The sequence below is a fragment of the Bradyrhizobium sp. genome (genome assembly GCF_049519115.1).
GTDB lineage: Bacteria > Pseudomonadota > Alphaproteobacteria > Rhizobiales > Xanthobacteraceae > Bradyrhizobium.
This window is the reverse complement of record NZ_JBEKRB010000015.1, coordinates 14,952-33,215: the sequence shown is the minus strand read 5'-3', so window position 1 is coordinate 33,215 and position 18,264 is coordinate 14,952. Positions and strand designations below refer to the sequence as shown.

Here is an 18,264-nt window from a genome sequence, read left to right as displayed (position 1 = left end):
ATTTGTTAAGGGTTGCTGGATAATTTGATCCCGCGGCGGGGGATCACGCGTATGGACGTAGCGAGTTTGGCGAGCAGTATCTTGACGGCGCAGGCCGGCAACACCCAGCAGCAGATCGCGACTTCGGTCCTGAAATCGAACATCGACGCGGAGAGATCCTCGGTCCTGACCATCCTGGGGTCCGGATCGCAGCCCTCGCTCGCCAATGTCGGCGCCGGCGTCGGCGGCAATGTCAACGTGGCGGCCTAAGACCCTTTCTCCCCGACCGTTTTGGAGCAGCTTCGGACTCACGCCGGGCTGGCCTGATGTGCCAATTTCGCGGCCGTAGCGGCATTGCCCGCCGTCGCCGCATGCGATAGCGAGGAGCCGGCCTCACGCTATCCCAAGGACATCCCATGAAGTTCGCAAGTTTTGAGATCAACGGCGCCAAGACCTGGGGCCTCATCGACGGCAATGAGGCAGTCGATCTCGGCGCGGTTTTGCGCGACCGTTTTCCCGATTTGAAATCCGCGATTGCCGCGGGCGCCCTGCTTGAGGCCGCAAGCGCTGCGGCCAAGGCCGCGCGGCATCCGCTCGCCAGCCTCACCTGGCTGCCGGTGATCCCGAACCCCGACAAGATCCTCTGCATCGGTCTCAACTACGAGAATCACCGCAAGGAGACCGGCCGAACCGAGGTCGAGAACCCGACCGTGTTCGGACGTTTTGCCAACAGCCAGACCGGTCACCTCACCAACATCATCCGGCCGAAAGTCTCGACCGATCTCGATTACGAGGGCGAATTGGCCCTCATTATCGGCAAGCCCGGCCGCTATATCTCGAAGAAGGATTCTTGGGGGCATATCGCCGGATATGCCTGCTACAACGAAGGCAGCGTTCGCGATTATCAGCGCCACACCCACCAATACACACCGGGCAAGAATTTTCCGAACACCGGCGCGTTCGGTCCATGGATGGTCACGCCCGATGAGGCCGGCGATCTCGGTCCATTGAGGCTGCAAACCCGCCTCAACGGCGAGGTGGTCCAGGATGCGACCATCAACCAGATGATTTTCGATATCCCGCGCCAGATCGAATATTGTTCGGCCTTCACGCGGCTCGAACCGGGCGACGTGATCGTCACGGGAACGCCGGGTGGGGTCGGCTCCCGCCGCACCCCGCCGTTGTGGCTGAAGTCGGGCGATGTCGTCGAAGTCGAAATCGAGCGGATCGGCCTGTTGCGCAACAAGGTCGCCGACGAAGTATAGAAGTATAGCTGCATTGCCGCCGTTAGCGCGCGCCGGCGCGGGGGTGAATTAAGAGCCCGTCGCCGTCGCCGCGGTGATCAGCTTGACCGCGTCCTCGCTGTCCCATTCGGCGGGTCCCGCAATGGTCGCGATCTCGCAGCCCTGGCCATCGACAAGCACCGAAGTCGGCATGCCCAGTGCCCGGCCTATGGCTTTAAGATCCTGAAAGACCTTGGCTTTCTCGTCGCTAAAGTAGCCGAGCCGGGAAAGCTTCGCCTCTTTCAGGAAATTCTTGGGCTTTTCAGGGTTGCGGGTGTCGATATTGATCGCCACCACCTCGAAATCCTTCCCGCCGAGCCTGGTCTGCAGCCGGTCGAGCGCGGGCATTTCCTTGCGGCAGGGCACGCACCAGGTCGCCCACAGGTTCACCAGCACGGTCCGGCCGCGCCAGTCCGAGAGCTTCTTCGGTTTGCCGTCGGCATCGTCGAAGGTGAGATCGGGCAGCCGCAACGGGGCGGTCGCCATGGTCAGCGCGGCGACTTCGCCTTGGGCGAGCGGCGCGATCTTCTTCGAAAGGTTAACCGCGGGGGCGCAGGCGGAATCGCCCGATGCGGTGCGCTTGAGGCCGCCAAGCCCGTATACCCCGGTAAATCCGATCGCAGCGCCAATCAGCACCGCCCCGATCACATAGGGGATACGGCGCGTCGGAGCTGGCGCTGGCTGGGGGCTTTCGGGCATATCGTTTGTCATTCGGGTTCGGATACGGCTATTTGAGGCTTTGTTGCGCGAGTGGTCCGATTCTAACATTCGCATCCCGTCTCAGCGGTCACTTTTGCGAATGTTAGAATCAAAGGACCACTGGGAAATATAGGTTTCTGGTGGAGCTAGGATTTGACATTCGCTTTGCGAGTTTGCGACCAGGTCGGTAGCGAATGTCAAATCCACTCCACCAGCTATGTAGGCAGGCGCAGCGGCGAATATGAGTGGATGGTCATGAGCAACAAGATGTGGGGCGGCCGGTTCACCGAACGTCCCGACGCGATCATGGAGGAAATCAACGTCTCCATCGACGTCGATCGTCACCTTTTCGCCCAGGATATCGCCGCCTCCAAGGCCCATGCCGCGATGCTGTCCGCGCAAGGCATCATCACCGCAAACGATGCAAAAAACATCGCCAAGGGTCTAGACACGATTTTGTCAGAAATCGGCAAGGGATCGTTCGATTTCAAACGCGCGCTGGAAGATATCCATATGAATGTCGAGAGTAGGCTAAGCGAACTGATCGGCCCCGCCGCCGGGCGCTTGCATACCGCGCGGTCGCGCAACGACCAGGTCGCGACCGATTTTCGGCTGTTCGTCCGCGACACCATCGACGAGACGGATCACGCGCTCGCTCTGTTTCAGCAGGCGTTGGCGGAGCGTGCGCTGGAGCACGCCGCAACCGTGATGCCGGGCTTTACCCATCTGCAGACCGCCCAGCCCGTCACCTTCGGGCACCATCTGCTCGCTTATGTCGAGATGGCGGCGCGCGATCGCGGCCGGTTTGCGGACGCGCGAAAGCGTCTCAACGAATCCCCGCTCGGCGCCGCAGCCCTTGCCGGCACCTCGTTTCCGATCGACCGGACGGCCACCGCGAAAGCGCTTGGTTTTGACCGGCCGATGGCCAATTCGCTCGATGCGGTGTCCGACCGCGACTTCGTCATCGAGACCTTGTCGGCGGCGTCGATCGCCGCGGTGCATCTGTCGCGCTTTGCCGAGGAGATCGTGATCTGGACTTCGCCGCTGGTGGGACTGGTGCGGCTTTCCGACAAGTTCACCACCGGCTCCTCGATCATGCCGCAGAAGCGCAATCCCGATGCGGCCGAACTGGTGCGCGCCAAAACCGGTCGGGTGATCGGCGCGCTCACCGCGATGTTGATCGTCATGAAGGGGCTGCCGCTCGCCTATCAAAAGGACATGCAGGAAGACAAGCAGGGCGCGATGGAAGCGTTTACTGCCCTGTCACTGGCGATCCGGGCGATGAGGGGCATGGTTCTCGACATGGTGCCGGACGAGGCGCGCATGAGGCTTGCGGCCGGCGACGGCTATGCCACGGCCACTGATCTGGCGGACTGGCTGGTGCGGACTTTGAAGATGCCGTTCCGCGACGCCCACCATGTCACCGGACGGATTGTGGCGAAGGCAGCGGCGGATGGCGTTGCCTTGCATGAACTGCCGTTGCAAGCGATGCAGGCGATCGAGCCAAAGATCACCAAGGATGCGCTTTCGGTGTTGTCGGTCGAGGCCTCCGTTAAAAGCCGCACGAGTTTTGGCGGAACTGCGCCGAAGAATGTGGCGGCGCAGGCCAAAGCCTGGCTCAAACGGCTGGAAAAAGAGCGAAAGTTAGGCTGAGCGCCGATTCATTTGCGGAAATTCGACACTCGCCAGAACACATCAATCTTTGTATGGTGCCGCCCGCATTGGGGACTTTCACGTGACTCGCGACATCAGCCGAAACCATCAACGGTGGGCCCTTATTCTTGTGGGGGCCGCTGCGCTGGCGCTTTCCGGTTGCGGCCGCAAGGGACCGCTCGATTTGCCGCCGACCGCCTCGGGACAGCCGCCGGCAGCCGCCGTGCAGCCCGATCCTACGGCAACCGCCGATGCGAGCAAGCCGAGCCTGTTCAATCCAAACTATGGCAGCGATCAATTGCCGGTCGCCGGCAAGGGCCCGAAACGGCCGTTCGCCCTCGATCCGCTTCTCAACAGCAACTAGAGCGTCCCATGAATCACTTCGATTATCGCAACGGCGTGCTTCACGCCGAGGCGGTTAGTCTGGTGGAACTCGCCGATGCGGTCGGCACGCCGTTTTATTGCTATTCGACCGCCACTTTGGAGCGCCACTATCGGGTGTTTAGCGAGGCTTTTGCCGGCGAGAAGGCGCTCGTCTGCTACGCCATGAAGGCGAACTCCAACCAGGCGGTGCTGCGCACGCTGGCAAAACTCGGCGCTGGCGCCGACGTGGTCTCGGGCGGTGAGTTGAAGCGCGCGCTCTCCGCCGGCATTCCGCCGGAGCGAATCGTGTTTTCCGGCGTCGGCAAGACCGAAGCCGAAATCCGCGCCGCGCTTGCCGCCGACATCCTCTGCCTCAACGTCGAGTCCGAACCCGAACTGGCACTGCTGTCGGCTCTCGCAAGCGGGCAAGGCAGGACGGCGCGGATTTCGGTCCGCGTCAATCCGGATGTCGATTCCGGATCTCATGCCAAAATCTCGACCGGCAAGTCCGAGAACAAGTTCGGCATTCCGCTGCCGCAGGCGCGCGCGGTCTATGCGCGGGCGGCCAAGCTTCCAGGCATTCGCGTGACCGGCGTCGACATGCATATCGGGAGCCAGATCACGGATCTGGTGCCGCTTGAAGCCGCCTTTCGCCTGCTCGCCGAATTCGTCGAGACGCTGCGCGCCGACGGTCACACCATTTCGCATGTCGATTTCGGCGGCGGCCTTGGCATTCCCTATCACATGGACGGCGAAGCGCCGCCCTTGCCGTCAGCCTATGCCGCGATGGTCAAGCGCGTGACGCACAATCTCGGTTGTACGCTGTTGTTCGAACCGGGCCGGATGATCGTCGGCAACGCCGGGATCCTCGTCACGCGCGTGATTTATTTGAAGCAGGGCGAGGCCAAGAAGTTCGTCATCATCGACGCGGCGATGAACGATCTGATCCGCCCCACCTTGTACGAGGCCCATCACGACATCCTGCCGGTGCGGGCATCTCTTCAAGGCGCGCCGGAGATCACCGCTGACGTGGTAGGGCCGGTCTGCGAAAGCGGCGACTATCTCGCGCTCGGCCGTAAGCTGCCGGAGCCGAAGGCGGGCGACTTGTTGGCCATCATGAGCGCCGGCGCCTATGGCGCGGTGCAGTCCGGATTTTACAACACGCGGGCGCTGGTGCCGGAAGTGCTCGTCAAGGACAACCAATACGCTGTGGTGCGTCCGCGCCTCGAGGTCGATGACCTGATTGCGATGGACCGACCGGCGCCGTGGTTGTGAAGTTCCAACAGTAGTTGTCGTCCCCGCGATCCGGGACGACGCTGTGGATTACTTCCCCGATAGCCCGCCCTTGGGCCCGCCGACCACCACGCCGGCCTTCTTCTCGATTGGTTTGATCGCCGAGGTGAAGTCGGAGTCCGCGCCGGTTTCGCGGATCACGACTTCCCACAGCCGGCCGACGGCCTCGGCGACCTCCATCGACAGGCCGAGCGCCTTCATCTCATCCAGTGCCAGCCGCACGTCCTTGACCATCAACCCGGTGGCAAAGCCGAAGTCGAAGCTGCGCGGCAGGATCGCGCGGGGAAACTTGTCGCGGCTTGCCGTGTTCATGCCCGAACCTGAATTGAGCACGTCGACCATGACGGTCGGATCGAGGCCGGCTTTGACGCCCATGACCACGGCTTCCGACGTCGCCACCATCGCGGTCGCCGATAGCAGGTTATTGGCGAGTTTCATGGTCTGCCCGGAGCCGGGCTTTTCGCCGATGAAGAACACCTTGCCGATCACGTCCAGCGCCGGCTTGATCGCGTCGAAATCGGCGCGCGGCCCTGAGACCATCACCGCCAGCGTGCCTTTCTCGGCGCCACCGACACCGCCGGAGACGGGGCTGTCGATCTGGACGATGTTGCGTTTGGCCAGAATGTCGTGAATCCGCACCGCCATTTGCGAGCCGACAGTAGAAAGATCGACAAAGCGCTTCACGCGTTTGCCTTCGATCACGCCGTCCTTGCCGGTTGCGACCTCCAGCGAAGCCTGAAGCGAGGGCAGGCTTACCATCACGGTTTCGGCGTGATCGGCGACATCCCTGGGTGAAGAGTTGGCTTTCGCGCCGAGCGCAACCAGCTTGTCCATGACCTCCTTGCGCTGATCGAAGATGAAAAGCTGGTGCTTGGCCTCAATCAGGCGCCGCGCCATCGGGAAGCCCATGTTGCCGAGGCCGATAAATCCAATGCCCATGTTTGTTAGGCCTTGTCGAGTTCGGCGAAGACTTCGCGCGCGATACGGAAACTGTCGACGCCTGCGGGAACGCCGGCGTAGATCGCGACCCGCATCAGGACTTCGCGGATTTCGGAGCGGGTGACCCCGTTGGTCAGCGCGCCCCTGAGATGGGCCCGCAATTCGTTCGGCCGGTTCAGGATCGAGAGCATCGCGAGATTGAGCATGCTGCGGGTCCTGCGCGGCAGTTCTTCGCGGCCCCAGATCGCGCCCCAGCAATATTCGGTGACCAGTTCCTGAAACGGCTTGTTGAAGTCGTCGACGTTTTTCAGCGCGTTGGTGACAAAGGCCTCTCCCATTACGGCTTTTCTGATTTCCAATCCCTTGTCGTGTGTAGTCTTGTCCATGTTGTTTCCCGGCAGGTTTTTTGGGATTTCGTAGCTAAAAAACGACGTTAGGCGGTCGTGGCCGTATAGTCACGCCTTCGTGTTATGCGTGTTATGCCCTGATCGGAGTGTGGGATATCCGACTTGCGAGGGTGTCTCACGGCCGCTTTTGTGCTACCAATGCTGCAGGGCAACCTGGAGAGATTGTTGAGCGGACCCACCCCCGATTCGCCGGAGCCGGAACGCAGTCCTGAGGCGGCCTCGCAGCTGCGGATCGCGCAAGCCTTGCGCCGGGCCGAATTGGCGATCGCCTGGGAACGAAGCTGGCCGCATCTGGCGCGATTTCTGACCGTTGTCGGGCTGTTTCTTGTGCTGTCCTGGGCCGGCCTGTGGCTGGTCCTCCCCTTCGTCGCCCGCGCTGTGGGGCTTGGCCTTTTTCTGGCCGTGGCGCTCGCGGCCTTGTTCCCCTTATCCCGGTTTCGCTGGCCGAGCCGCCAGGACGCGCTGACCCGGCTTGATCGCGGCACCGGCATCCGTCACCGCCCCGCGACAACTCTGACCGATACACTGACGACGCAGGACCCGTTCGCGCTGGCGCTGTGGCAGGCGCAACGTGAGCGCACGCTGGCTTCGATCAAGCGTATCCGCGCCGGGCTTCCTTCGCCGCGGCTTGCGATTCACGATCCCTGGGCGCTTCGCGCGCTGATCGCCGTGCTGATGGTCGCGACCTATATCGCGGCCGGCGACGAAAGAAGGATTCGCATCTCCGCCGCCTTCGACTGGAACGGGGTGTTCGCGGCCGACAATGTCAGGGTCGACGCCTGGGTGACGCCGCCGCTTTATACCGGCAAGCCGCCGATCATCCTGTCGGCGGCGAGCAAGGAGGCAGCACTTCCGCCTTCGGGGCCGTTGGCGGTGCCGGCTGGCAGCAAGCTGATCGTGCGCTCCAGCGGCGGTGCGCTCGACGTCGTCGTGGGTGGCGGCGTCAGCGAGGCGGCGCCGACCGAGCAGGCGCCCAAGGGCACCAGCGAAAAGCATTTCACCATCACCGGCGATGGCACCGCGCACGTCCGCGCGCCGTCCGGACAGCCGCAGTGGCGCTTCAGCGCGTTGGCTGACCATCCACCGACCATTGCGCTCGCCAAGGATCCGGAACGTCAGGCGCGCGGCTCGCTGCAACTGTCCTACAAGATCGAGGACGACTACGGCGTTACCGAAGCGCACGCGCAGTTTGCGCCCCGCAAGGCGGCCGACGGAACCGAGGCACGGCCGCTGTTCGATCCGCCGCAGTTCCCGCTGGTGCTGCCGAATGTCCGGACCCGCAACGGCGTCGGTCAGACCGTCAAGGACCTCAGCGAAGATCCCTATGCCGGCGCCGACGTCACGCTCACGCTGACAGCCAAGGACCAGGCCGGCAATGAGGGACGCAGCGAGCCGTTCGATATGCGCCTGCCCGAACGTCTCTTCACCAAGCCCCTGGCGCGCGCGCTGATCGAGCAGCGCCGTGCGCTCGCGCTTGATGCCAATCAGCGTCCGCAGGTCGGCGAGGCGCTGGAAGCGTTGATGATTGCACCCGAACTGTTCATGGCGGAACAGACGGGTCACTATCTCGGCCTGCGCAGCGTGGCGCGGGAAATCGAACTGGCGCGAACCGACGACACGATGCGCGAGGCGGTGGCGAGCCTATGGGCACTTGCGGTCACCATCGAGGATGGCAACATCACCGATGTCGACAAGGCGCTCCGTGCGGCGCAGGACGCGCTCAAGGAGGCCCTGGAGCGAGGCGCCAGCGACGAGGAAATCAAGAAGCTCACCCAGGATCTGCGCGCGGCGCTCGATAACTTCATGCGCCAGCTTGCCGAGCAGTTCCGCAACAATCCGCAAGCCTTGGCCCGGCCGCTGGACCCCAGCGCCAAGGTCATGCGTCAGCAGGATCTCAACAACATGCTCGACCGCCTGGAGCGGCTGTCGCGCTCCGGCGACAAGGACGCGGCGAAGCAGTTGCTCGACCAGTTGCAGCAGATGCTTGAGAATCTGCAACTCGCCCAGCCCGGCCAATCCGGCGACGGCGACATGGAGCAGGCGCTGAACGAACTCGGCGACATGATCCGCAAGCAGCAGCAATTGCGCGACAAGACGTTCAAGCAGGGCCAGGATTCGCGCCGCGATCGCCAGCGCGGCAAGCAGGGCGATCAGGCCATGGGCGATCTCCAGCAGGACCAGCAGGGCCTGCGCGACCGGCTGAAGAAGTTGCAGGACGACTTGGCCAAGCGCGGCATGGGACCGAATCAGCGCGGCCAGCAGGGTCAACAGGGCCAGCAACCGGGACAGGATGGCGACCCGCAAGCCGGCGATGACGAGGATGGGCTTGGCGCAGCCGATAATGCGATGGGCGATGCCGGCGGCAAGCTCGGCGAGGGTAACGCCGATGGCGCCGTCGATTCTCAGGGTAAGGCGCTGGATGCCTTGCGCAAGGGAGCGCAGAGCCTCGCCCAGGCCATGCAACAGCAGGACGGCGACGGCCAGGGCAACGGCCCCGGCGGTACCCGCGCCGGCCGTCAGGCGGGCGACGGCACCCAGAGCGATCCCTTGGGAAGGCCGTTGCATGGGAAGGATTTCGGCGACGATCTGACGGTGAAGATTCCCGGTGAGATCGATGTACAGCGGGTCCGCCGGATTCTCGAAGAGCTTCGCCGGCGCCTGGGTGATACGCAACGGCCCCAGATCGAGCTCGATTACATCGAGCGGCTGCTGAAGGATTATTGAGCTAGATAGCCTTGCGTGAAGCCAGCGCGGTGGATTTGACATTCGCTTCAGTATTGCCGCGAGTCCTCAAGAGCGAATGTCAAATCCTACCCGCGCTGGAAGCTTATATTTGCTGGCGTCCTTTCGATCCCGACATTCGTAAACGAACCCTCCGAGGCAAAATACGAATGTCAGGATCTGGACGCCAGCGCGTCCGCGACCGCGGTGCGGAGGTCAGCCACCGCGAACGGCTTGCTGATGACATCGTAGGCGATGGCATTGAGGCCGGAGGCGCGCTCGCGCTGATCGGCAAATCCGGTCATTAGCAAAATCGTCAATTCGGGAAAATCGCGCGCGGCCGTCAGCGCGAGTGCAATCCCGTCCATCACCGGCATCTGGACATCGGTCAACAGCAGGTCGAACGAGCCGTATTTGCCGCTTAGCAAGATGTCGAGCGCCTCGGCGCCGTCGGCAGCGGTGGCGATATCGTGACCGTCCATCGCGATCGCGCGCGCGACCAGAAGGCGCATCGGTTCCTCGTCGTCGACGATCAGCACACGTGACATTTTAACCACCTGCGAAAGCGATTCAGGCGTGGCCGCCGGTAAGATCTCGCTTGTTGAAGAAGCGCACGTCGATATTGCGGCCTTCTGGCGGCGGAGAGGCAAGACGCGACTTGAACTGGGCTCTCTCGCCCGGCCTCAAAATCGATTGCTCCAGCACGGAATTCCAGGCGTAGATTTCGGCGCCTTGTGCATCGCGCACGCTGAAGCGCAGCCGAGGAATCTCCAGCGGTTTGTTGGATTCGCCGGTGATCGAGCCCTCGATGATGAGCACAGGCTTGCCTTCGACCATTTCGGAGGAGACCCTGACGTCCTTGAAGCGGAGTCCCCGCAAATTGACGTCGAGACCCACCAATTTGTAGAAGGCGGCCGTTTGCGGCAGCAGCCGCACCAGGTCGGCGCGCCAGATCACAAGTGCCAGCACCAACGCCCCCATCGCCGCACATGCCGTGGGCAGGCCGAAAGGCGCCCTGAACTGAGGCGCGCGAGGGAGGGCATTCGAGAGGTTGCCGAGCCATGGGAAGCGTCCGGAGCGTGAGCTTTCCTCGCCGTGCTCATCGTTTTGCTCCGCCGGCCAGTCGGTGGAGTTCTGCCAGCCACCGGCGATCGAGGGACTGTCGACATGCGGGGCTTCGCTGTCCGCTTCGCCCTCACGGGCAAGCGCGTCCCATTCGGCGGCGGCGTCCTGGCCTTCGGCTTCGTCGCCTGCCCCCGCCATCGCCGGCGTCGGCGCGAATTCGACGGCATCTTCGGGCCGTGCCAGCCATACTTCCTTGCAGCGGGAGCAGCGCACGCTGCGGCCGGCTTCGCCCAGCTTTGCCGGATCAATGCCGTAGGAGGTCGAACAATGGGGACAAATGATCTGCATGGAGCAGGTCTCCGCAAGAGCGCTGGCCAGTGCCGTTGATTTGAACCCCCGGGGTGCCCGTGCCTGCGCCCTTTGGGGATACTCAAATCGAAAAAGCGGTACCGGAAGTCTGGGGTGCCGGTGCCCCTCGTTTTCCAAGGTCGGTGCCTGAAGGGAACTGCCTCGGGGCAATTGACTTCGGAAGCAGGGCCCCAGAATGCTACAAGGCGACCGTTAACGAATCGGAAACCATAAACGAAGCAAAACTTCTTTCGTTTGGTTCCCGGCAACAACCGGGCCCGTGGGCTGAGGCCGCCGGTTTTCGGGGGTTTCCGGTCTCCCCCTTCACCGAACGGAGCTGAACTTGGTTCGGTTCGAAAATGTTGGATTGCGCTACGGGCTCGGCCCGGAGATTTTGCGGGACCTTAGTTTCGCCATTCCGGCCCATTCATTCCAGTTTCTCACCGGCCCTTCGGGGGCCGGCAAGACCTCGCTCCTGAGGCTGTTGTTCCTTTCGCTGCGGCCGACCCGCGGCCTGGTCAACCTGTTTGGCAATGACGTCTCGCTGCTCAGCAAGGATCAGGTCGCGGACCTGCGCAAGCGGATCGGAATCGTGTTGCAGGATTTCCGACTGCTGGATCACATGACGACCTATGAGAACGTCGCGTTGCCGTTCCGTGTGATGGGCCGGGAAGAATCGAGCTATCGCAAGGAGGTCATCGATCTGCTGAAATGGGTGGGCCTGGGCGAACGCATGGACGCCCTGCCGCCGGTTTTGTCGGGCGGGGAAAAGCAGCGGGCGGCGATCGCGCGCGCGGTGATCTCGCGGCCACTCTTGTTGTTGGCCGACGAGCCGACCGGCAACGTCGATCCGACGCTCGGGCGGCGCTTGCTGCGGCTGTTCATCGAATTGAACAAGTCGGGGACCGCGGTCGTGATCGCCACCCATGATATGACCTTGATGGATCAGTATGATGCCCGGCGGCTGGTGCTGCACGAGGGACGGCTGCACATCTATGAGTAGGACCGATCACGGACCGTTGGTTGATCTCGGGCGCGAGCGCCCGCAGGTGTCGGCGCGGGCGCGCAACATGTCGCCGATCGTGCCGCGCGGATCGATCGTCGGCAGCGCGCTGGTGGCGGTCGTCGCCATCATGACCTTTCTGGCCTCGATCACGACCGGCACGGTGTTGCTCGTGAGCGCATCGGCGGCTGAATGGCAGTCGGAGGTCGCAAGCGAGATCACGATCCAGGTTCGCCCGACGCCCAGTCGTGACGTTGATCGCGACGCAACGGCCGTGGCCGAAGCGGTGCGGACGCAGTCCGGCATTTTGGAGGTCAGACCTTTTTCGCGGGAAGAGTCCGCCAAATTGCTGGAGCCGTGGCTCGGCAGCGGGCTTTCGCTCGACGATTTGCCGGTGCCGCGCGTTCTTGTCGCTCGGGTCCAGCCGGGATCGACGATCGATCTTGAAATGCTGCGCCGGCGCGTGACGCAGGCCGCGCCCACCGCGAGCGTCGACGACCACCGGGCCTGGATCGAGCGGATGCGTTCGATGACCGGCGCGACCGTGGTCGCGGGTATCGGCATTCTGATGCTGGTGATCGTCGCCACCATCATCTCGGTCTCATTCGCCACCCGTGGCGCAATGGCTGCGAACCGCCCGATCGTGGAAGTGCTGCATTTTGTGGGTGCCGGCGACCGCTACATCGCCAACCGCTTCCTTCGGCATTTCCTCAGGCTTGGTCTCGAAGGCGGGGTGACCGGCGGTGGCATCGCGATGCTCGTTTTCGGCTTTTCGGAGTCGATCGCGAACTGGTTCTCAGGCACTCCGGTCGGGGATCAGTTCGCCGCTTTGTTGGGGACGTTTTCGCTGCGCCCTTCGGGTTACCTGATCCTGGCGGTGCAGGCGGTGGTGATCGCCGCGATCACGGCCTGGGCGTCACGGCGGACGCTGTTTGCCACCCTCAACGATATCGAATGAGGCTGCGAAATATTGCCAAGACGTGAAAACCGGTTCCCGTTTTTCCGGATCATGCCTTAGAATTGGGTCGTTGGATCGGATTTGACATTCGCTATGAGCCGCACGCCTGCCCATGAACCCAACGCATCCGCTTCCGCCGCGCCGCGGAAGAAGGGGCGTGCCGTGATCGTCGGCGTAGTCGCGGTCGTTGTTGCGATTGCGGCCGGCTTCGTCGGGTTTCTTTCGCAGTTGCACGAAACTGAGGCCAGGCCGTCACGCAGCGCCGACGGCATCGTCGTGCTCACCGGCGGATCGTCGCGGGTTTCCGACGCGATGGAGTTGTTGGCGGATGGTTATGGCCAGCGGCTTCTGATTTCCGGCGTGCATCCGGCGAGCGGCGCCAGCGACATCTCGCGCTCGCTGACCGATAATCAATCGCTGCTGAGTTGCTGCGTCGATCTCGACCGCTCGGCGGTCAACACCCGCAGCAACGCTGCCGAGACGCGGCGCTGGGCGCATGAGCGCGGTTTCAAATCGCTGATCGTCGTCACGTCGAATTACCATATGCCGCGGGCGATCGTCGAATTGTCCCACGCGATGCCCGACATCGCCCTCATTCCCTTCGCGGTGGTCGGCGACAAATGGCGCGAGGAACCGTGGTGGGCCAATGGCGCAACGGTACGGCTCCTGCTATCGGAGTATGTCAAATACGTTGCCGCCGAGGTGCGGGTGCGTCTGGCGGATGCTGGTCTGGATTTCATGCGCGAAACCACCGATTCTGATTCTCTCGCGCCGCGCCGGCCGGCAACGGCGCAAGCGAACTAACCGGTTCCATGATGTTTTCCATTTTCCTGCGCTCGCTGATCTACAACGTGCTGTTCTATTTGCTGTTGGTCTGCTGGCTGCTCGCGATTGTCCCCACCTTCCTGATGCCGCGCACGGCGATCATGAGGGTCGCTCAGCTTTGGTCGCGCCAAAACACCTGGCTGTTGCGCGTGGTGTGCAACGTGAAGGTGGAATATCGCGGCCTCGAGAAAATCCCGAAAGGTCCGCTGCTCGTCGCCTCCAAGCATCAGTCGATGTGGGAAACCTTCGCGCTGCTGCAACGGTTCGATCAGCCGCTTTACATTCTCAAGCGCGAACTGACGCGGATCCCGTTTTTCGGCTGGTATCTGATCAAGGCCGGCATGATCTCGGTTGATCGGAGCGCCGGCGGTCGTGCGCTTCTGAAAATGGTGCGGCAGGCCAGCGAGGAAGTACGGCATGGTGGCCGCCAGTTGATCATCTTTCCGGAAGGAACCCGCAGGCCGGTCGGTGCCCCGCCGCAATATAAGCCCGGCGTCGCGCAGCTCTATGCGAGCTGCCGCGTGGACTGTCTGCCGGTCGCGCTCAATTCCGGCTTGTTCTGGCCGCGCCGGACCTTCATGCGTTATCCCGGCACGCTCGTGGTGGAGTTCCTCGATCCGGTACCACCGGGTCTGGCGCGCGATGAGTTTCTGACGCGTATTTCCACCGCGATCGAGGATGCGACGGTGCGGCTCGTCGAGGTGGCGCGGCGGGAACAGGAACAGTTGTTCGGCCGCGCGCGGAATTCTGCCTCGGCCAACGCGTAAAGCCGCTGATTTAGCGATGCAGCGGCGCCTCATCGCGCAGCAGCAGCGCGAGCTGATGCAGCGGGGCGTCGCGGAACCCCTGTGCTTCGATTGATCTTACGGTCTCGAGCACATAGTCGCGATTATTGCCGGAACGGCCGTGGCCTTGCCGTACGTAACGCAGTTGTTCATGCAGCGAGAGTCGTCCAGCATATTGGACGTGGCCGCGGTCGACAATATAGGCGAGAGCCGAGACGCGCTCGCGTGCTTCGTTCTCCAGCCAGACCGAGCGCATGACCTCGCGATAGACGTGGGTGGTCTGTTCGCGGCCGCGCAGATAATTGATGACCTCGTCGCGTTGTGTTGCCGCGACGCGGAACGCGATGCCGCGGCAGGCGCCGCCACGGTCGAGGCCAAGCACGAGGCCGGGCTTTTCAGGCGTGCCACGATGGTCGAATGAGTAGACACACAAGGCACGATGTTCGCCGATCAGTCGCGCCGGGACTTGTTCGATGAATTCGAAACCCGGCCGCCACATCAGCGAGCCATAGCCGAAGACCCAGAGATCTTCGTGAGAGGACGCAGGTGTGTGGGGTTTTGTGTCAGACATCTACCAGATCGCTACCAGAACATAATTGCGAAACGAAGTGTAAATTCTTCAAATATAGTTCCGGCAAGTGGCTGCTTATATTTGACAAAATTGACGGCCAATAGTCCGTTTATGACCACCATGACCTTGCCCACTGATACTCCGCGCCGTCGCTCGCGCTGGCCGCTCTTCGTGATGCCGATCCTGCTCCTGATTGCCGCTGTGGCATGGAGTGCGTTCTGGTTTTATGCCGTCTCGCAGGCCGAGGTGAAGGCCGATGCCTGGCGTGCGCAGGAGGCCCGATCGGGCCGAAGCTACGACTGCGCAAAGCAGTCGATGTCAGGCTATCCGTTCCGCCTCGAAGTCCGCTGCGACGGCGCGCGCGTTACACTGACCTCGCAAACGGCAGCTGCGGCGCCCACGCCGGTCACGATCAATCTCGGCGAGATCCTGGCGGTCGCGCAGATCTACGATCCGAAATTGCTGATCGCGGAATTCAAGGCGCCGGCGAGCGTTTCCGAATCGTCGAACGCGCCCGCGATGCAGGTGAACTGGAGCACGGCGCGCGCAAGCGTGGTGGGACTGCCCGCAGTTCCACAACGCGCCTCGATCGTGTTCGACGACGTTGCGATCGATCGCAGCAACAATGTCGTGCAGGTGCCGGTGGCGCGCGCCAAGCATGTCGAACTGCACGGCCGCCTGGCGGAAGGTTCGACGCTTGAAGATCCCGTGATCGAAAGCGTGTTTCGGATCGAGTCCGGCAGCGTGCAGGACATTCATCCTGTGTTGGCGCGGCCGTTCGGCGCGGAGATCCACGCCAAGCTGACCGGCCTCAAGGACCTCACGCCAAAGCCATGGCCGGAACGTTTTCGAGAATTGCAGGCGACCGGCGGTCATGTCGAAATCGTTCAGTCTCGTATTCAACAGGACGATCTGATCGCGGTTGCCGCGGGCACCCTCGCGCTGAATGCGCAGGGCCGTATCGACGGCGAGCTCGAGATGACGGTGACGGGGATCGAGAAAATCATTCCCGCGCTCGGCATCGAGAAGATGCTGGAGGAGGGCGTGCCGCAGTCCACGCTCGATCGCATGGCGCCGGGCGTCAAGACGCAGGATGTCAATAATCTGCTCGGAGCGCTCGACAAGGCGATTCCCGGCCTCGGCAAGGTCGTCAAGCAGAACGCGAATGTCGGCGTCGCCGCCGGCATCAACGCGCTCGGCAAACAGGCGACGCTGGAAGGTAGACCGGCGCGTACCTTCCCGCTGCGCTTTGCCGATGGCGCGGTCTATCTCGGGCCGCTGAAAGTAGGCCAGGTCCCGCCGCTGTTTTAAAAAATCACGGCTTCTTCGTCAGTTGTTCGTGCGGGCGGCCGAAATCGGGCGCCGCCGAATCCTGGCCGGTCTCGACAATGCCGCGCCGGATCGCGCGGGTGCGGGTGAAATGCTCAAACAGCGCCTCGCCGTCGTTGCGCCGGATCGCGCGGGTGAGTTTCGAGAGGTCCTCGTTGAAGGTGCCGAGCATTTCCAGCACCGCCTCCTTGTTGGCGAGAAACACGTCGCGCCACATAGTGGGATCGGACGCAGCGATGCGGGTGAAGTCGCGGAAGCCGCCGGCCGAGAACTTGATCACCTCGGAGGAAGTGACCTGCGCGAGTTCATCGGCGGTGCCGACAATCGTATAGGCGATCAGATGCGGCAGGTGGCTCGTGATCGCGAGCACAAGGTCATGATGCTCGGGCGTCATGATCTCGACCTTGGCGCCGAGCGCGGCCCAGAACGCGCGCAGTTTTTCGGTTGCACTGGCGTCAGTACCCTCCGGCGGGGTGAGGATGCACCAGCGGTTGATGAAGAGCTCCGCAAAGCCCGAGTCAGGTCCGGAATGTTCGGTGCCGGCCACCGGATGCGCCGGCACAAAATGCACGCTTGCGGGCAGATGCGGCGCCATGTCCTTGACCACCGCGGCCTTGACCGAGCCGACGTCGGAGATGATCGCACCCGGCTTGAGATGGCCTGCGATCTCGGCCGCGACCGGACCGCAGGCACCGACCGGAATACAGAGGATCACAAGGTCGGCGCCGCTGGCTGCTTCCGCATTGGATTCGACGACGCGATCGACGATGCCGAGTTCCATCACGCGGGCGCGGGTCTTCGCCGAGCGCGCGGTGGTGACGATCTCCTTCGCCAGTCCCTGCTCACGCGCGGCGCGCGCGATGGAGCCGCCGATCAGGCCGAAGCCGATCAGCGCGATCCGATCGAAATGCGGCGTGGTACTCACTTCGACCCCATGAAGTCGCCCAAGCAGTCGACGACCAGCCGGTTGGCTTCCTCGGTGCCGATCGTCAGCCGCAGTGCATGCGGCAGCTTGTAATTTTTCAAGCCGCGCAATACGAGGCCGCGGTTGGTGAGGAAAGCGTCCGCGTCCGCCGCCGTCTTGCCCGCTTGAAGCGGAAAATGGATCAGCACGAAATTGGCAACGCTCGGCGTCACCTTCAGGCCGAGCTTGCTCAGTTCTTCGGTGAGCCAGTTGCGCCACGTAACGGTGTGGGTCCTCGACATCTCCTGGTGTGCGGTGTCTTCGATCGCCGCGATCGCCGCCAACATCGCCGGCGTCGAGACGTTGAACGGCCCGCGGATGCGATTGACCGCGTCCACGATGTGTGCCGGCCCGAACATCCACCCCACACGCAACGCCGCAAGGCCGTGAATTTTCGAAAACGTGTGCGTCATCACCGTGTTTTCGGTGGTCGCCACCAGTTCGATGCCCATCTCGTAATCGTTGCGCGACACATAGTCTGCATACGCCGCGTCGAGCACCAGCAGCACATGCGACGGCAATCCGGCGCGCAGCCGCTTCACCTCGTCGAACGGCAGATAGGTTCCGGTCGGGTTGTTCGGATTGGCAAGCCAGACGAGCTTGGTCCGCGGCGTGACGAGCTTGAGCATAGCATCGACATCGGCCGTGTATTCGGTCTCGGGCGCCACCATAATCGTGGCGCCGCTTGCCATCGTCGCGATCGGGTAGACCAGAAAGCCGTGGGTGGTCGAAATCGCTTCGTCACCCCGGCCGAGATAGACGTGCGCCAGCAGGTTGAGAAGCTCGTCGGAACCCGCGCCGCAGATGATGCGGTCGGGGTCGAGACCGAAGGCGCGCCCGATCGCCTCGCGCAGAATCCGCGAGGTACCTTCCGGATAGTCCTCCAGATGCGCGGCGACGCTCTTGTAGGCTTCGATCGCCTTCGGCGAGGGGCCGAACGGCGTCTCGTTGGCCGACAGTTTGAACACCTTGCGGCCGGCTTCCGCCTTCGGGCTTTTGCCGGGCGTGTAGGGCGCAATATCGAGGATGCCGGGATTCGGCACGGGTCGGGACATTTTTAGCTCCGGAATATCGGGACG

Annotated in this window: 19 protein-coding genes; 11 read left to right on the top strand and 8 right to left on the bottom strand. The window is 62.9% G+C overall.

The genetic code is table 11. The annotated features are described in order from the left end of the window. The first annotated feature begins 51 nt into the window (after window positions 1–51). The gene (locus ABSE61_RS13885) at window positions 52–249 is read left to right on the top strand and encodes a putative motility protein (protein WP_423871694.1); all 198 of its coding nucleotides are present in this window, start codon (window positions 52–54) and stop codon (window positions 247–249) included. A gap of 146 nt (window positions 250–395) precedes the next feature. Continuing rightward, window positions 396–1,244, top strand: coding sequence for a fumarylacetoacetate hydrolase family protein (locus ABSE61_RS13880; protein ID WP_423871693.1), 849 nt, complete (start codon window positions 396–398; stop codon window positions 1,242–1,244). A 48-nt stretch (window positions 1,245–1,292) separates the two neighbouring features. On the opposite strand, the gene tlpA is transcribed toward ABSE61_RS13880, so the two are convergent. Further along, window positions 1,293–1,973, bottom strand: a complete 681-nt coding sequence (tlpA, locus tag ABSE61_RS13875) for a thiol:disulfide interchange protein TlpA (protein ID WP_423871692.1) — start codon at window positions 1,971–1,973, stop codon at window positions 1,293–1,295. A gap of 243 nt (window positions 1,974–2,216) precedes the next feature. Between tlpA and argH the strand changes: the two genes are divergently transcribed. The 3 genes from argH to lysA all read left to right on the top strand — a co-directional run bounded on the left by argH (window position 2,217) and on the right by lysA (window position 5,252). Then, window positions 2,217–3,614, top strand: coding sequence for an argininosuccinate lyase (gene argH, locus ABSE61_RS13870; RefSeq protein ID WP_423871691.1), 1,398 nt, complete (start codon window positions 2,217–2,219; stop codon window positions 3,612–3,614). An 82-nt stretch (window positions 3,615–3,696) separates the two neighbouring features. After that, window positions 3,697–3,978, top strand: a complete 282-nt coding sequence (gene lptM / locus ABSE61_RS13865; protein WP_423871690.1) for an LPS translocon maturation chaperone LptM — start codon at window positions 3,697–3,699, stop codon at window positions 3,976–3,978. Between the two features lie 8 nt (window positions 3,979–3,986). Then, window positions 3,987–5,252 carry a diaminopimelate decarboxylase gene (gene lysA / locus ABSE61_RS13860; protein WP_423871689.1) on the top strand — a complete coding sequence of 422 codons (1,266 nt, stop codon included), beginning with the start codon at window positions 3,987–3,989 and terminating at the stop codon, window positions 5,250–5,252. 48 nt (window positions 5,253–5,300) lie between these two features. Here lysA and ABSE61_RS13855 read toward each other — a convergent pair whose 3' ends face one another. After that, complete coding sequence (locus ABSE61_RS13855) at window positions 5,301–6,209, bottom strand: NAD(P)-dependent oxidoreductase (protein WP_423871688.1); 909 nt, start codon at window positions 6,207–6,209, stop codon at window positions 5,301–5,303. Between the two features lie 5 nt (window positions 6,210–6,214). Further along, the gene (locus ABSE61_RS13850; RefSeq protein WP_423871687.1) at window positions 6,215–6,595 is read right to left on the bottom strand and encodes a carboxymuconolactone decarboxylase family protein; all 381 of its coding nucleotides are present in this window, start codon (window positions 6,593–6,595) and stop codon (window positions 6,215–6,217) included. 186 nt (window positions 6,596–6,781) lie between these two features. Here ABSE61_RS13850 and ABSE61_RS13845 point away from each other — a divergent pair, with 186 nt between their 5' ends. Further along, window positions 6,782–9,340, top strand: coding sequence for a TIGR02302 family protein (locus tag ABSE61_RS13845; RefSeq protein ID WP_423871686.1), 2,559 nt, complete (start codon window positions 6,782–6,784; stop codon window positions 9,338–9,340). A 170-nt stretch (window positions 9,341–9,510) separates the two neighbouring features. On the opposite strand, the gene ABSE61_RS13840 is transcribed toward ABSE61_RS13845, so the two are convergent. Then, on the bottom strand, window positions 9,511–9,885 hold the full coding sequence (locus ABSE61_RS13840) for a response regulator (protein ID WP_423871685.1): 375 nt from the start codon (window positions 9,883–9,885) through the stop codon (window positions 9,511–9,513). A 22-nt stretch (window positions 9,886–9,907) separates the two neighbouring features. Further along, window positions 9,908–10,750: a zinc-ribbon domain-containing protein gene (locus ABSE61_RS13835; protein ID WP_423871684.1), complete on the bottom strand. Its 843-nt coding sequence runs from the start codon at window positions 10,748–10,750 to the stop codon at window positions 9,908–9,910. Window positions 10,751–11,093: 343 nt separating this feature from the next. Here ABSE61_RS13835 and ftsE point away from each other — a divergent pair, with 343 nt between their 5' ends. The 4 genes from ftsE to ABSE61_RS13815 all read left to right on the top strand — a co-directional run bounded on the left by ftsE (window position 11,094) and on the right by ABSE61_RS13815 (window position 14,303). After that, window positions 11,094–11,753 carry a cell division ATP-binding protein FtsE gene (gene ftsE / locus ABSE61_RS13830; RefSeq protein ID WP_423871683.1) on the top strand — a complete coding sequence of 220 codons (660 nt, stop codon included), beginning with the start codon at window positions 11,094–11,096 and terminating at the stop codon, window positions 11,751–11,753. Then, a complete protein-coding gene (locus tag ABSE61_RS13825) occupies window positions 11,746–12,711 on the top strand; it encodes a cell division protein FtsX (protein WP_423871682.1) in 966 nt (321 codons plus the stop codon). Before ftsE ends, ABSE61_RS13825 begins: the two co-directional genes overlap by 8 nt. 93 nt (window positions 12,712–12,804) lie before the next feature. Next, entirely contained in the window at window positions 12,805–13,515 is a 711-nt protein-coding gene (locus tag ABSE61_RS13820; protein ID WP_423871681.1) for a YdcF family protein, read from the top strand. A gap of 11 nt (window positions 13,516–13,526) precedes the next feature. Next, window positions 13,527–14,303, top strand: coding sequence for a lysophospholipid acyltransferase family protein (locus tag ABSE61_RS13815; RefSeq protein ID WP_423871822.1), 777 nt, complete (start codon window positions 13,527–13,529; stop codon window positions 14,301–14,303). Window positions 14,304–14,313: 10 nt separating this feature from the next. On the opposite strand, the gene ABSE61_RS13810 is transcribed toward ABSE61_RS13815, so the two are convergent. Then, window positions 14,314–14,892, bottom strand: coding sequence for a gamma-glutamylcyclotransferase (locus ABSE61_RS13810; RefSeq protein WP_423871680.1), 579 nt, complete (start codon window positions 14,890–14,892; stop codon window positions 14,314–14,316). A 111-nt stretch (window positions 14,893–15,003) separates the two neighbouring features. Here ABSE61_RS13810 and ABSE61_RS13805 point away from each other — a divergent pair, with 111 nt between their 5' ends. Continuing rightward, the gene (locus ABSE61_RS13805; protein WP_423871679.1) at window positions 15,004–16,203 is read left to right on the top strand and encodes a DUF2125 domain-containing protein; all 1,200 of its coding nucleotides are present in this window, start codon (window positions 15,004–15,006) and stop codon (window positions 16,201–16,203) included. Between the two features lie 4 nt (window positions 16,204–16,207). On the opposite strand, the gene ABSE61_RS13800 is transcribed toward ABSE61_RS13805, so the two are convergent. Together ABSE61_RS13800 and ABSE61_RS13795 are read right to left on the bottom strand one after the other, a co-directional pair. Further along, complete coding sequence (locus tag ABSE61_RS13800) at window positions 16,208–17,146, bottom strand: prephenate/arogenate dehydrogenase family protein (RefSeq protein ID WP_423871678.1); 939 nt, start codon at window positions 17,144–17,146, stop codon at window positions 16,208–16,210. After that, window positions 17,143–18,240, bottom strand: a complete 1,098-nt coding sequence (locus ABSE61_RS13795; RefSeq protein WP_423871677.1) for a pyridoxal phosphate-dependent aminotransferase — start codon at window positions 18,238–18,240, stop codon at window positions 17,143–17,145. The genes ABSE61_RS13800 and ABSE61_RS13795 overlap by 4 nt, the downstream gene beginning before the upstream one ends. Window positions 18,241–18,264 lie beyond the last annotated feature (24 nt).